The sequence below is a fragment of the Arthrobacter sulfonylureivorans genome, assembly GCF_022637435.1.
Classification (GTDB): Bacteria; Actinomycetota; Actinomycetes; order Actinomycetales; family Micrococcaceae; genus Crystallibacter; species Crystallibacter sulfonylureivorans.
In genome coordinates this window covers 277,886-290,592 of record NZ_CP093326.1, presented here as the reverse complement: position 1 = coordinate 290,592, position 12,707 = coordinate 277,886, and the positions used below count along the sequence as shown (strand labels likewise).

The window sequence follows — 12,707 nt, the reverse complement described above, 5'->3', positions numbered from 1 at the left end:
CCTGGCAGCACATCGGTGTGACTGGTCTTGGTCAGAACTTGAAGGTGATGTTTTTGGTGTTGGTGAACGAGCGCAGCTCGTCGAGGTGCCCCTCGCGGCCCACCCCACTGTTCTTGATGCCGCCGTACGGAGTGCCGGGCAGCAGCCGCGACACGGTGTTGACCCAGACGTAACCGGCCTCCACATCGCGGGCGAACCGGTGGGCCGTGGTGTAGTCCTGGGTGAAGACGCTGGCTGTGAGCCCGTATTCGATGCCATTGGCGATCTTTACGGCGTCGTCGTAATCCTTGAACCTGATCGCCACCAGCACCGGTCCGAAAATCTCCTCCTGGGCGATGCGGGCACGCGGGTCGATCCCGTCGAACATGGTGGGCCGGACGAACAAACCGTCCTCCATCGACTCCACCGTGGCCCGGCCGCCGCCGGCGACCAGACGGCCCTCCTGCTTGCCGAGTTCGATGTACTGCAGCACCTTCTCGAACTGTGGACGGCTGGCGATCGCCCCGGTGTCCACGGTATCGTCCAACGGGTTGCCGGGCCGAAGCGCATCGATCTTCGCGGCCACGCGGGCGACGAATTCGTCGTGCACCTCTTCGTGCACCATCAATCGGGAGGTGGAGGCGCAGGACTCGCCCTGCCAGCCGAAGTTCATCCCGATCACGGCGGCCTCCGCGGCCGCGTCCAGATCGGCGTCCGGGAACACCACCAGCGGATTCTTGCCGCCCAACTCCAAGGTGACGTTCTTGACACCGGCCCGCGCCGCCCGCTCCTGGATCGCCCGGCCGCCCGCGGCGCCGCCAATGAAAGCAATGCGGCGCACCTCCGGGTGGTCGATGATCGCGTTCCCGGCCTCGTTCGCGTAGCCGGTAATGACACTAACGACGCCGGACGGGAAGATCTCGTTGAAGTCCTTCGCCAGTTCCAGGGCCGAGAGCGAGGTGTGCTCGGACGGCTTAAGCAGCACGGTGTTCCCGGTTACCAGCGCCGGCACGATCTTGGTGGTCGCGTTCATCAACGGGTGGTTGAACGGGACAATGCGGGCTGTGACGCCGTAGGGCTGATGGATCGAGATGTTCAAGTGATCGAACTCATCCGGGACGGTCTCGCCGTGGACCTCCGTCGCCAGGTTCGCTTGGTAGCGCATATAGTTCGAGGCCATGGCCACGATGCGGCGCATCACCCAGATCGGTGTGCCGTTGTCTTTGGCGTCCAGGATTGCCAGTTCCTCGCCTCGCTCCTCCAGCCGGTCGGCCAAGCGGTGCACCATCGCCACCCGCTCCTGGACCTTGGTCCGGCCCCACGGCACAGCCGCCTTCGCCGATTCCTCCACGGCCAGGTCGACGTCTTCCTTGCCCAGACGCGGAATACGGCCCAACAGTTCACCGGTAGCCGGGTTGAACGAATCAATGGTTTCGCCGCTGCGAGCTCCGACGAACTGCCCGCCGATGAGTGTGGGCGTTACTTCCATGGTGACTCCTCGTTGTTGATGCATAGCTGGTTTACCATCCCGGATGACGACGCCGGCGGGCGCCTTCCATCGTTTCTCACCTATTTCTCGCCTTCGACTGCGGCCGGGCGGCGGATCAGCCGGTAGAGCTGCGAGCGCAGTTCCGCGAACTCCGGCCGCTCCTTGGTGGCGATCTGGTCCCGGTCCGCACCGAGGTCGACGTCGACGACGGCGGCCACGACCGCCGGTTTGCCGGAGAGCGCCAGCACCCGGTCCGAGAGGTACACGGCCTCGTCGATGTCGTGCGTGACCAAGACGATGGTGATGCCCAGGTGCTGCTTCACCCGCAGCGTGAGGTCCTCTAGGTCGGCGCGGGTCTGGGCGTCCACCGAGGCGAACGGCTCGTCCATGATCACTACCGCTGGCTGGTAGGCCAGCGCCCGGGCGATGGCCACCCGCTGCTGCATGCCGCCGGAGAGTTCCCACGGGTACAGGTCGGCGGAGCCCTCCAGACCGACCTCGGCCAGCGCGTCCAGCGCCCGCCGGTCGCGCTCGCGTCTGGAGACACCGGCGCTCTTCAGCGGCAGCGCGATGTTCTCTTGGGCGCTCAGCCACGGCATCAGCGACCGGGAGTAGTCCTGGAAGACGACGGCGAGTTCCGCCGGCGGTTCTGTCACCGCCTGTCCCTTGAACAAGATCCGCCCCTGCGTGGGCTGCCGCAGTCCGGCGAGGCACTGCAGGAAGGTTGATTTCCCCGCGCCGGACGGGCCGACGATGCAGACGAACTCCCCCGAGCCGACGGAGAAATCGATGTCCCGCAGGATCGGCTTGTCCCCGTAGGCAAAGGAGAACCCTTCGACCGCCATGATGGGTTCGACGACAGTGCTCGCCGGGTCCGGCTTGAGTTCTGTCGTAGGGGCCAGTGCGCCGTTGTGGGTGTTCATGCTGCTCCTTGGACGTGCTTAACCATGCGCTGGTGCCAGCCCAGCACGCGGTTCTCAATGATTCGGAAAGCGATGTTCAGCAGGTACCCGAAGATGCCCAGGATCACCAGACCGGTCCACATATCCGTGATCTTGAACGTCTGCTGGGCGTTGCGGATGAAGTAACCGATGCCGCCGGGTGTCCCGTACATCTCCACCGCCACCATGACGGCGACGGCGATCGCCAGGGAGATGCGGGCCCCGGAGAAGATCTGCGGCATCGCGGCGGGCAGGTAGACGTACCGGAACCGCTCCTGCGGCCGCAGCTTGAACGCGTCCATCACGTTCTTCAGCGCGGGATCGACGGAGCGGACGCCGTCGATCGTGGTCAGCACGATCGGCCACATCGAGACGAACACGATCATCACAAGCTTCATGCTCTCGCCGGTCCCGAAGAACATCATCGAGATGGGCAGCAGCGCCACGCCGGGTATCGCTCGCAGCGTTTCGGTCAGCGGCCGCACGGCGAGTTCCCCGGAACGGAACAGACCAAGCACCACGCCCAAGCCGACGCCCAGCACCAGCGCCAAACCGAACCCGACGACGACCCGGAGCAGACTGGGCACCAGTTCGCTGATGAGTCCGTTCGGGAACCAGATCTGCCAGGTCTTGCTTAGCACGGCTTCCCCGGACGGAAAGTAGAACGATGTGCTCTGCGCGCTGAGGAAATAGACCAGCACCAGCAGGCCTACCGGCAGCCAGGCCTGGAGCAGCACCGATTTCAGCACCGCCGTCCCGCTGCGTCGCTTCGTCGTTTTCGACGCCACGTGATTCACGGTCATGGCTACCCCGCCTTCCTCATCGAAGCATGCCACCACAGCAGCTTGCGCTGCAGCAGCATCAGGACCGAGTTGATCCCCAGGCCGATACCGGCCGCGGCCAGCACGTAGGCGAACATGGTCACCTGTTCGTTGAACAGCAGCGAGTTCTGAATCGCCGAGCCAATGCCCGGTGCCCCGCCGATCAGCTCGGCGCCGACCGCCACCAGCAACGACGCGGTAACCGCCATCCGCAGCCCCGGCCAGAAGAAGGCCAAGAACTGCGGCGCCAGAATGTACCGGATCCGGTCCTGGCGGGTAAGCCGGTAGGACCGACCCACGAGTCCCAGCGACGGATCCGCGTTCTCCGCCGCATACATGGACTGAATGAGTACCGGCCATACGGCGGTGAAGGCCGCCACCATGACCACCATGGCGTAGTTCGGTCCCAGCAACAGCAGCGCCAGCGGGATGATCGCCAGGGACGGGATTGTCCGCAGGAAGTCGACCACGAACCTGGAGCTCTGCCCGGCAACGCGGTGCCGGCCCAAGCCCATCCCCACCGGGATGCCGATGACCAGGCTCAGCAACAGCGCCGTGCACCAGCTGAGCATGGTCGAGCCGATGGTGGTCCAGAACTCCGCGGTGGGCAGCAGTTCCAGGAACCTTCCGGCGGTCTCCAGCGGGGCCGGCATGTTGGCCTTGCCCGCCATATCGCTCAGGGAGAAGACATGCCACAGCAGAACCGCGGCCATGACCACCAGAATTTGGGAAACTCGCCCGCGTGCCCTCTCCCCCATGCGCCGTCCGGGCACGACGCCGGTGGTCGGCGCACCTGGGCGACGGACGGCGGCGGTGCGGCTGAGTTGTGTCACGTGCAATCTCTCCTTCTTGGACCTACGTGAACGTGGATCTATTGGAGCGGGTACAGTGCGGCGAGGTCCGGTGTGACGTCGTCGGCAAGAATCCCGTGGTCCTTGAGCCGGTCGACGACCTGTTCGGAGTCAGCGGGCCGGAACGGTGCTTCCGCGAACGTAGGGAGCACGGTCTTCGCCAGGAGCTCCGGCGGGATCTTCATGAACGTGGCCAGCGATGCGTTGACTTTTTCACGGTCGGTGTTGGCCAGTTTGTTCGCCTCGGTAACGGCTTCCTGGAATCGCTTGGCCGCCTCCTTGTCGCCTTCAATGTAGGACGTCTGCGCGGCGAGCACGAACATCGGTGCACTCGGCATGGCGGCATCGGCGGATCCGATCATCCGCACGCCGCCTTCGGCCATCGCGAGCGTGCCGCCTGGCTCCGCGATCGTGATCGCGTCGTACTGGCCCTGCTTCAGGCCAGCCACCGCCTGCTGCGTCGGCACTGCAATCCACTCGATGTTGGAGGTGTCCACGCCCTTGGATTCCAGGTAGGTGGTGTTATCCAACTGGGCTTGGCCGTCGATCGAGTTGGTCCCGATCTTCTTTCCCTCGAGGTCCTTGAGCTCCTTGATCCCGGAGTCCTCGGCCACCATCAGGTTCGCAAAGCCCTGTTTCGGTTCATCCTGCGCGTTGACTGCTATCGGCGCCCCGACGGCGATGGGCATGCCCTCGGTCTGCGCCAGGATCGTGTTGTGCAGGTCGGCGAAGATGTATTGGGCCTGGCCGTTCATCAGCAGCGGCATCATCTCGGCCATCGACGTGCCCGGCTTGAGTGTGACCTCAAAGCCGGCGTCTTCGAAAATCCCCTCGGATACACCCAGGTACATCGGGGCGGCGAAGGACGAGGGCGGAATGCTGACCGTGACTGCGGTGAGTTCGCCGTCTGCGGGGGCCCCGACTTCAGCGTCGGCCGCTGGCTCGCCAGCACCGCCACATCCAGCGGTGAGGAAAACTACGCTGACGGCCGCCGCGGCTACTACCCCGCGGCCAATGGTTTTGAGCATCTCTGCTGTTCCTTTCAGGTAGAACACAGTCTTGCGTTGGGATGGGTCGAGTGGTGCTAGTGGGTGACGGACGGAGCCGGGCGGTCGGGGACCTCCAAGTCCACCAATGGGGCGAACTGCTGGCCGCCGAAAATGTCGCGGTCCTGCGGATGCCCGTTCGGGTAGGGCCGCGGGAAACTGATCTTGATGGCGTTGGCCGGGTCGTAGTGGAAGATTTCCACCTTGTCCTTGGCGATGCCGAAAAGTTTGCCCATCGTGGCCGCGTTCATGACGTCGCTGTCCACCACGTGGCGGTAGGCATCGTTGTCGGGAAACATGACGTCGATGGTCAGTTTCCACGGGCCGGCGTTTTTGCTGCGGATCAGCTGCGCCATGGATCCGAGTGTTGGCATTGCTATAGCTCCTTGTATTCGACCGTGTAGGCCTCGTGCGGGTGGTCGAGCTCCATCGCGTGGTTCAGCACAAAGGAGTAAGCCGGGCCGAGGTCAATTTCGTGCGGGGCGATCGGGAAGGCCAGGTTGGAGACGAGTCCCTGCCACGCCGGCACCGCGAAGTGCAGGATGGTGTGGCTGATGGTCGCAATGACGCTGGCGGCCAGCTCCTGGTTGGGAGCCACCGCATCCATGAAGATGCCGATCTCGTGGTCGTTGGTGAATTCCCGCGACTCGCGCTCGCCCAGGACGGCGTTCTGGCCATAGACGCGGTAGCTGACCGTGCACTGGTCCACCAGTTCGTCACCCAGCGCCCGGCGGACGGTGTAGTCGGCGCCCTTCTTGGCTTGCTCGAACCAGTTGTCGAAGTCGCGCAGAATCATCGGGTCGGTGATCCCGCCGAGCACCGCCGAACGGTAGCCCTGCAGCGCCGCGCCCTCCAGTTTGACGGTGTAGGGCGCGGGCTCGAATCGGCTGCCTGAAACCCGCACGGATCGGTGGCTCGCGGCTTCGTAGCTGACATCGTTCAGCAGCATGGTGCCCCCGGGCTCGAGCATCTCGATCGGATTGGAGGTCTCGTAGAGTGCGTGCGAGGCGATGCTCAGCGGGGTGCAGGTCTGTTCGGGGCTGACCGGTTCCAGCACGAACGAGTCCTCGTCGAACCGGCAAAGCATGCCTTCGGGCTTGACCATCTGGGTGACCGCGGCACCGCCGCATTCCATGATTTTCGCTGCGTGCCATGCCAGCCCGGGGGCGACTCCCTTCATCAACGGGATGGCGGCCATCAGGCCTGCGTCGCTGGCCCGGCCGGCGAGGACGACGTCGGCCCCCTCGCTCACGGCGCGCTGAATCGGTTCCGGCCCCATCATCGCCACAATCCGGTGGGTCTGCCGGAGGGTGTCCTCGTCGATCTCCGGGGCCGGGTCCAGCGGGATGATCTTGCCCTCACGGTACTTGCGGACCAGCAGGTCGCGGTCCGGTTCGGCCGGAATCAGCGCCACCTTAAAGCTCAACTGCTCCTCGCCGGCAATCTCTTGGACGATCTCCCACATCCAGTTCAGGTTCCAATTGCCGCCGCTGCCGCCGCAGGAGCCGACCAGCAGCGGGATGTCCCTCTTGCGGGTTTCCCGGATCAGCAGCGTCATGTCCCGCTTCACCGCTCCGCGGGAGAAGAAGAACCGGTCCTCGCCCAGATTGTTGGCGCCGCCGTCGGTCGATCCCGAGTCCACGGCGACGAAGTCCAGATCCCTCTCGGCCATGGCCTTCTCGAAGTATTCGGGCGTGAATCCGCCGCCCAGCATGCCAACTGGCGAAAGATAACTGACCGTCATCTGCGCAACCACCTTGTGTCGATCGGATGGCATCCCTGCGGACACCCCAAAGTCTCACTAACAGGTGTTACATTACTTACCGAATGTGATCCATACAACACTTTTCAATAACAAATGTTTCTGAGACCATGGCTCGCAGGTGGATGTTCCGATCTCCGCCACGAACCTGGTCACTCGACTCTGGAGCGAAAATGGACCTGCCAACGACCCAAACGCCAGACCGCACCACCTCCGGTGCCCTCGTGGATCAGGAAACCTTCCGTCAGGTCGCGGGCCAGTTCACCACCGGCGTCACCGTAATCACCACGCTCGACGGCGACCGCCCAGTCGGCACCACCGCATCCGCCGTCGCCTCGCTGTCGATGGATCCGCCAATGATGCTGGTCTGCCTGAACCGCAGCAGCGCCACCCACGACGCCATGCAGGCGGCCGGAGTCTTCGGCGTCAACATCATGGCCCGCGACCAGACGAGCACCGCCCTGCAGTTCGCGCGCAAAGGTCCGGACAAGTTCGACGGCGTCGACTGGTCACCCGCCGGCAACGGCGCCCCGCTGATCGACGGCTCCCTGGCGACCATCGCCTGCCGAACCGTTGAAACGGCCACCGGCGGTACTCACACCGTCTTCCTGGCCGAAGTCGCCGAGGCGCACTCGGCCCCCGGCGAGCCCCTGACCTACTACCGCGGCATATTCGGCCGCTTCGATGAGGACGACGACGACAAGGCCTACGCCGCGCTCCGGCACTGGGTGCTCAGCCGCCGCACCCCGGTCAACGAAAGGCTCGACCCGCAGGAATTGGCGATCGCCCTGGGCTTTCGCCCCGGCAACATCAACAAGGCCCTCGTCCGCTTGGGGGCCCAAAAGCTCGTCGAGCTAACATCGGCCGGAGCGGCCACGGTCTCACCGATCAACGCAGATCTCGCTGCCGGCTTCTTCGCCGCTCAAGCCGCCATCGAAGTCGGTGTCATCGACACGTCCCTGCAGGGCGCCAACAACGACCATCTGGCCCGCCTGGCAGACGCCGGACGTCAGATCGCGGCCCTCCACGACAGTGGTTCGACCACGCTGGAGGCCCAGCTGGAGACCGTGAAGGCTTTCCACCGCCTGCTGCTCGGGCTCTCCAACTCCAAGCCACTGCTGGCTGCCTATGAGGAGATGGCAACCACGGAGATTTGGCATCACGCCCTGGATGAGCGTCAATGGTCGCAGTTCCTGGACGTCTCCGCTTTCGCGGTCTTGACTGATGCCCTCGCCGCCCGCGACACCGCCACGGCCCGAGCCGCCGTCCTGCAGCATTCCCAGCGGGTCGCCGACATCGTCCACGAGGTAATCTCCACCCGCGGGGGGAGCATCTAGAGTCGGAGCGGGAGTACGGCGGCGGCTTCGGCCCGGCGGCCGGAATCGCTAAGCGGCGCCTCGCCGAGTGAGGAACGAACGAGGTGTCGAAGCCGCGTGCGATTCCGGGTGACGGGTCTCCACGCGCTCGCTGGCGCTCGCTTGGTCGACCACCGGGGGCTAGCGCTCGCTTGGTCGACCACCGTTGCCAGGTTCGCTCCGCACCGTCAGCCGGGCCGCGGCCGCCGCGCCCAGCACAGCGCAGGAGAACCAGATGGCGCCGCCCGGTCCCAGCGGTGCGGCGACCAGGCCGGAGGCGAGCGGCAGCACCACCTGCCCCACCCGGTTGCCCAGCAGCCTCAGGGCCAGCGCGGCACCGCGGGATTCCGGCCGGACCGCGTGGCTGATCAGCGTCATGGTCAGCGGCTGGCCCAGGCCCAGCAGGAAACCACCCACGAACAACGCCACGGCCGCCAACCAGAAGGGTTCCAGCACAAACGGCGTCACCGCGATCGCGGCACCGGATCCCAGCAGGCTGGCCACCAGCAGCTGGATCCGGCTCCAGCGGTGCACCAGCCAGGGCAGCAGAATCCTCGAGATGATCGACGCGCAGGCGCGGACGGCCAGCAGCACGCCCACCCAGAAGGGCGCCACCCCCAGTTCCTCGCCGACCAGCGGCAGGAATGCCACCAGAATGTCGATCACGGACAGCAGCGCCAGCGAGGCCAGCATGTTCCACGCCACCCCGGGCCGCCGCAGGATCTGCAGCACCGGCTCCTTCACCATCGGCGGCCGGACGGCAGCGGCGCCCGCACCGTCGTCGTTCTTGCGGCGGAACCGCCGCCTGGCCGCCCCCGGGTGCGCGCCGATCAGCATCACCGGCGCACCGGCCAGGGCAATACCGGCGGCCAGCAGCAGGGCCAGGTTGATGGCGCCCAGCCAATCGGGGCCCACGCCTTCCGTCCCGGTGCCCAGCAGCACTCCGGCCAGCAGCGGGCCGAGCAGCTGGCCCAGCGAAAAGGCCGCGGTGAACCAGCCGAAGCCGCTGTCCATCTGGTTCAGCGGGGCGTAGCGCCCAATCGCGGACTGGCCGGCGATGGTGAAGACCAAATGCCCCATGCCGAGCAGGGCCATGGAGATGCCGATCAGCAGGAAGTCCTGCGCCAGCGCCAGCCCCACGGCGGCCACGGCCAGCATCACCGCGCCGAGCGCCACCATGCCCTTGAGCGAGGCAATCCGGTCGCTCACCCGCCCCAGCCACAACGCGGCCACCACCGGCAGCACCGCATAGACCGCGGTCACCACACCGATCACCGCCGCGTCGCCGCCCAGAGCCAGCAGCTTGTAGGACACCACCGGCCGCGCCAAGTTCAGCGACGTCTGGGTCAACACGGCGGCCGCCATCAGGACCCAGAGCCACAGGCGGGACCCCGGCTGGCTTGGCGGCTGCGTGCTCATGTCCTCTTTCCTGGCGTGGCGTCGGCTTCCCCATTCTGCCCCGTCCGAAGCCTTTCATCGCAAAACCGTTGCGCCCGCCGGACCGCAGTGGTCGAATGGGTGGCATGGCTACTGGGGAAACCGTCCTGGCGATCGGGACGAAGAAGGGGCTGTGGCTGGCCACCAGCCAGGACCGGACCAACTGGTCCCTGTCCGGCCCGCACTTTTTGATGAACGAGATCCCCAGCATCGGGATCGACCAACGCAACGGGTCCACCCGGCTGCTGGTGGGGGCGCGCTCCGAGCACTGGGGACCGACAGTCTTCCACTCGGATGATTTGGGCGAATCCTGGACCGAGCCGGAGAACGGCGCCATCCGCTTTAACGACGGCGACGGTGCCGCGCTGGAGCGGGTCTGGCAAATCCAGCCGGACGCGGCGGACCGTCCGGGCGTGGTCTGGGCGGGCTGCGAACCGATTTCGGTCTGGAAGTCCACCGACGGCGGGGAACACTTTGAACTCAACCGCGCCCTCTGGGACCACCCGGACAAGGACCAGTGGGGCGCCGGCTACGGCGGGGCGGCCGCTCATTCGATCCTGCCGAGCCCGGATGATCCGGACACCGTGCATGTTGCCATGAGCACCGGCGGGGTCTACCGCAGCACCGACGGCGGCGAGAGCTGGCAGGCCCGCAACCACGGCATCAGCGCCTACTTCATGCCCGATCCGAATCCCGAGGTGGGCCAGTGCGTCCACAAGATCGCGCGGGACGCGGTGGAACCGTCCACGCTCTTCGCGCAGAACCACCACGGCGTCTACCGGTCCGACGATTCCGGCGACAACTGGCAATCCATTGCCGACGGCCTGCCCAGCGACTTCGGCTTCGTCATGCTCACGCATCCGCGGAAGTCGCGGACCGCGTGGGTGGTCCCGATCAAGGCCGACGGCGAACGGATCCCGCCGGACGGGCACCTTGCGGTGCATCGGACCGACGACGGCGGTGCCACCTGGGCGCGGTTCGGCACCGGCCTGCCCGACCTCGACTACAACGTGGTGCTCCGCGATGCGGCTGCCGTAGACACCGGCGATCCGGCCGGATTCTACTTCGGCACGCGCGGCGGTTCGGTGTACGCCAGCGCAGACGAAGGCGAAGTCTTCGTTGAAGTTGCCTCGGGCCTGCCGGACGTCCTCTGCGTCCGGGCCGCCAGTCTGTAAGAGGAGGGACTCGCCATGGTGGGGGTAGCAGAGAAGACGGTCACCGTCGTCGTGCCCAGCCTGCTGGCCAAGGTAACCGGCGAGCGGCGGGAGCTCAGCGTGCCCGCGTCCGGCCCGCGGTCCGTCGCGGAGATTCTGGACGACCTGGCCGCCGACTTCCCGGTGTTCAACCGGCGCGTGCGCAATGAAACCGGGGCCATCCGCCGCTACGTCAACCTCTATCTGGACGGCGAAGACATCCGCACGCTGCAGGGGCCCGCCACGCTGGTTGCCCCGGGGCAGGAACTGCTCATCATCCAGTCGGTCGCCGGAGGCTAGGCCGGCGCACCACCGACGGATGCACCGCATCCGCCACATTCAACCGCAGCAGATACCAGGAGGGCCGCAATGACCAGCACCGGCAACCACGATGCAGAAGTCCCGGAAGCGGACGAGGCCGACCGCGCATGGCAGGACCGCCCGGTAGATGAGGATGCCTCGGAGCAACCGGCTTCGACGCTGCCGCCGGTCGGCTGGGAAGCGAACGAGGCAGACATGCAGGAGCAGTTGGAGGCGATCAGCGAGGACGAGGACGAAGAGTACCCTCGCGAAGAGCCAGAATAACTCCTGCCTAGGCCGGCTGCCTTGAACGTCCGCCGGTGTCCGCGGCTACTCCCCGACCAGTCCGTCCACTGCCTCGCGCAGCAGGTCGGCGTGCCCGTTGTGCCGGGAGTACTCCTCGATCAGGTGGACCAGGATCCAGCGCAGGTTCGGAACGCTGCCATCCCGGCCCGGCCTGCCGGCCATGAGATCCAGCCCGCCGGCTGCGACTGCTTCCGCGGTCAGGACGCGGGAGCGCGCCACGCTGGAGGCCCACAGCTCACGGAGCCGTTCGAGAGTATCGGCTGCAGCCGATTCCCAGTCCCAGTCGGGCTCCGCTTTCCAGTCCACGCCGTCCCACGGCGGCTGCGGCTCCTGTCCGTGCAGCCGGCGGGATAGCCAGTAGTCCTCCACGAACGCCAAATGCTTGAGCATGCCGCCCAGGGTCATGCGGGACGGCGGCAGTTTGGCAGCGAGTCCGTCCGCGCCCAGATCCGCGCATTTCCACTCCAGGGTGGCCCGCTGGAACTCCAGGAATCCCAGCAGCGTGTCCAGCTCGTTGGCCGCTTCGGGCGGTTCCGGGCGGTCTTGTCCATCCACTGCGGTCATGACCCGAGAGTCTAGCGGCACTGGGATAATTGCAGCATGCGACTTGCAGTTTTCACCGGTTCAGCCAGCGGAACAGACGCCCTTTACGCGCGGGAGGCGGCGTCCTTTGCCGCCGAGCTGGCGGCCCGCGGCATCGGCATTGTTTACGGCGGCGGACAGGTGGGCCTGATGGGCACCGTCGCGGACAGCGCCGTGGCTGCCGGCGGAGAGGTTCTGGGCGTGATTCCCTCGTCGCTGGACCGGACGGAGGTGGGGCACACCGGCCTGAGCACCCTGCACGTGGTGGATTCCATGCATGAACGCAAGCAGATGATGGCCGACCTGGCCGATGGCTTCGTTGCACTCCCGGGCGGGGTGGGCACGCTCGAGGAGATTTTCGAGGCCTGGACCTGGCTGCAGCTGGGCATCCACGAGAAGCCGGTGGCCTTTCTGAACATCAACGGCTTCTGGGACCCGCTGCTGGCGGCGATCGACTCCCTGGTCAGCGCAGGTTTCCTGAAGCAGGCCTACCGCGATGCCGTCATTGTGGCCGGCTCCGCCGCCGAGCTGCTGGACTCCATCGACGGCTGGACCCCTCCGGCCCGCAAGTGGCAGGACCCCGGCGAGCGCAGCCGGATCTGACCGCTCAGCCCTGAACCGCTCAGCCCTGCGGCCGGCAGAACG

At 66.3% G+C, this 12,707-nt stretch carries 14 protein-coding genes; 5 read left to right on the top strand and 9 right to left on the bottom strand.

The features are described 5' to 3' along the window. Positions 1-31 precede the first annotated feature (31 nt). From MNQ99_RS01420 to MNQ99_RS01390, 7 genes are all read right to left on the bottom strand, one after another. Positions 32-1,468, bottom strand: coding sequence for an aldehyde dehydrogenase family protein (locus MNQ99_RS01420; protein WP_241914165.1), 1,437 nt, complete (start codon positions 1,466-1,468; stop codon positions 32-34). An 80-nt stretch (positions 1,469-1,548) separates the two neighbouring features. Next, complete coding sequence (locus tag MNQ99_RS01415; RefSeq protein ID WP_241914164.1) at positions 1,549-2,391, bottom strand: ABC transporter ATP-binding protein; 843 nt, start codon at positions 2,389-2,391, stop codon at positions 1,549-1,551. Then, positions 2,388-3,212 (bottom strand): ABC transporter permease, encoded by an 825-nt coding sequence (locus MNQ99_RS01410; RefSeq protein WP_241914163.1) that lies wholly within the window; start codon positions 3,210-3,212, stop codon positions 2,388-2,390. Before MNQ99_RS01410 ends, MNQ99_RS01415 begins: the two co-directional genes overlap by 4 nt. 2 nt (positions 3,213-3,214) lie before the next feature. Next, positions 3,215-4,063 (bottom strand): ABC transporter permease, encoded by an 849-nt coding sequence (locus MNQ99_RS01405; RefSeq protein WP_241914162.1) that lies wholly within the window; start codon positions 4,061-4,063, stop codon positions 3,215-3,217. Between the two features lie 38 nt (positions 4,064-4,101). Beyond that, the gene (locus MNQ99_RS01400; RefSeq protein ID WP_241914161.1) at positions 4,102-5,109 is read right to left on the bottom strand and encodes an ABC transporter substrate-binding protein; all 1,008 of its coding nucleotides are present in this window, start codon (positions 5,107-5,109) and stop codon (positions 4,102-4,104) included. A gap of 56 nt (positions 5,110-5,165) precedes the next feature. Continuing rightward, positions 5,166-5,501 carry a DUF4387 domain-containing protein gene (locus MNQ99_RS01395; RefSeq protein WP_241914160.1) on the bottom strand — a complete coding sequence of 112 codons (336 nt, stop codon included), beginning with the start codon at positions 5,499-5,501 and terminating at the stop codon, positions 5,166-5,168. A 2-nt stretch (positions 5,502-5,503) separates the two neighbouring features. Further along, positions 5,504-6,871, bottom strand: a complete 1,368-nt coding sequence (locus MNQ99_RS01390) for an acyclic terpene utilization AtuA family protein (protein WP_241914159.1) — start codon at positions 6,869-6,871, stop codon at positions 5,504-5,506. A 191-nt stretch (positions 6,872-7,062) separates the two neighbouring features. On the opposite strand from MNQ99_RS01390, the gene MNQ99_RS01385 reads away from it, so the two are divergent. Continuing rightward, entirely contained in the window at positions 7,063-8,226 is a 1,164-nt protein-coding gene (locus MNQ99_RS01385) for a flavin reductase (RefSeq protein WP_241914158.1), read from the top strand. Positions 8,227-8,385: 159 nt separating this feature from the next. On the opposite strand, the gene MNQ99_RS01380 is transcribed toward MNQ99_RS01385, so the two are convergent. After that, on the bottom strand, positions 8,386-9,663 hold the full coding sequence (locus MNQ99_RS01380) for an MFS transporter (RefSeq protein WP_241914157.1): 1,278 nt from the start codon (positions 9,661-9,663) through the stop codon (positions 8,386-8,388). A gap of 95 nt (positions 9,664-9,758) precedes the next feature. On the opposite strand from MNQ99_RS01380, the gene MNQ99_RS01375 reads away from it, so the two are divergent. From MNQ99_RS01375 to MNQ99_RS01365, 3 genes are all read left to right on the top strand, one after another. Next, positions 9,759-10,856: a WD40/YVTN/BNR-like repeat-containing protein gene (locus MNQ99_RS01375; protein ID WP_241914156.1), complete on the top strand. Its 1,098-nt coding sequence runs from the start codon at positions 9,759-9,761 to the stop codon at positions 10,854-10,856. 15 nt (positions 10,857-10,871) lie between these two features. Continuing rightward, positions 10,872-11,174 (top strand): MoaD/ThiS family protein, encoded by a 303-nt coding sequence (locus MNQ99_RS01370; RefSeq protein WP_241914155.1) that lies wholly within the window; start codon positions 10,872-10,874, stop codon positions 11,172-11,174. Between the two features lie 69 nt (positions 11,175-11,243). Further along, the gene (locus MNQ99_RS01365) at positions 11,244-11,459 is read left to right on the top strand and encodes a hypothetical protein (protein WP_241914154.1); all 216 of its coding nucleotides are present in this window, start codon (positions 11,244-11,246) and stop codon (positions 11,457-11,459) included. A 45-nt stretch (positions 11,460-11,504) separates the two neighbouring features. On the opposite strand, the gene MNQ99_RS01360 is transcribed toward MNQ99_RS01365, so the two are convergent. Then, positions 11,505-12,044, bottom strand: coding sequence for a DinB family protein (locus tag MNQ99_RS01360; RefSeq protein WP_241914153.1), 540 nt, complete (start codon positions 12,042-12,044; stop codon positions 11,505-11,507). Positions 12,045-12,080: 36 nt separating this feature from the next. On the opposite strand from MNQ99_RS01360, the gene MNQ99_RS01355 reads away from it, so the two are divergent. Beyond that, on the top strand, positions 12,081-12,665 hold the full coding sequence (locus MNQ99_RS01355; protein ID WP_241914152.1) for an LOG family protein: 585 nt from the start codon (positions 12,081-12,083) through the stop codon (positions 12,663-12,665). The last annotated feature ends 42 nt before the right edge of the window (positions 12,666-12,707 follow it).

Bases quoted from the DNA above. Each gene is read 5' to 3' on its own strand.
- MNQ99_RS01420 (WP_241914165.1), bottom strand. From the start codon at position 1,468: ATGGAAGTAACGCCCACACTCATCGGCGGGCAGTTCGTCGGAGCTCGC.
- MNQ99_RS01415 (WP_241914164.1), bottom strand. From the start codon at position 2,391: ATGAACACCCACAACGGCGCACTGGCCCCTACGACAGAACTCAAGCCG.
- MNQ99_RS01410 (WP_241914163.1), bottom strand. From the start codon at position 3,212: ATGACCGTGAATCACGTGGCGTCGAAAACGACGAAGCGACGCAGCGGG.
- MNQ99_RS01400 (WP_241914161.1), bottom strand. From the start codon at position 5,109: ATGCTCAAAACCATTGGCCGCGGGGTAGTAGCCGCGGCGGCCGTCAGC.
- MNQ99_RS01395 (WP_241914160.1), bottom strand. From the start codon at position 5,501: ATGCCAACACTCGGATCCATGGCGCAGCTGATCCGCAGCAAAAACGCC.
- MNQ99_RS01390 (WP_241914159.1), bottom strand. From the start codon at position 6,871: ATGACGGTCAGTTATCTTTCGCCAGTTGGCATGCTGGGCGGCGGATTC.
- MNQ99_RS01385 (WP_241914158.1), top strand. From the start codon at position 7,063: ATGGACCTGCCAACGACCCAAACGCCAGACCGCACCACCTCCGGTGCC.
- MNQ99_RS01380 (WP_241914157.1), bottom strand. From the start codon at position 9,663: ATGAGCACGCAGCCGCCAAGCCAGCCGGGGTCCCGCCTGTGGCTCTGG.
- MNQ99_RS01375 (WP_241914156.1), top strand. From the start codon at position 9,759: ATGGGTGGCATGGCTACTGGGGAAACCGTCCTGGCGATCGGGACGAAG.
- MNQ99_RS01370 (WP_241914155.1), top strand. From the start codon at position 10,872: ATGGTGGGGGTAGCAGAGAAGACGGTCACCGTCGTCGTGCCCAGCCTG.
- MNQ99_RS01365 (WP_241914154.1), top strand. From the start codon at position 11,244: ATGACCAGCACCGGCAACCACGATGCAGAAGTCCCGGAAGCGGACGAG.
- MNQ99_RS01360 (WP_241914153.1), bottom strand. From the start codon at position 12,044: ATGACCGCAGTGGATGGACAAGACCGCCCGGAACCGCCCGAAGCGGCC.
- MNQ99_RS01355 (WP_241914152.1), top strand. From the start codon at position 12,081: ATGCGACTTGCAGTTTTCACCGGTTCAGCCAGCGGAACAGACGCCCTT.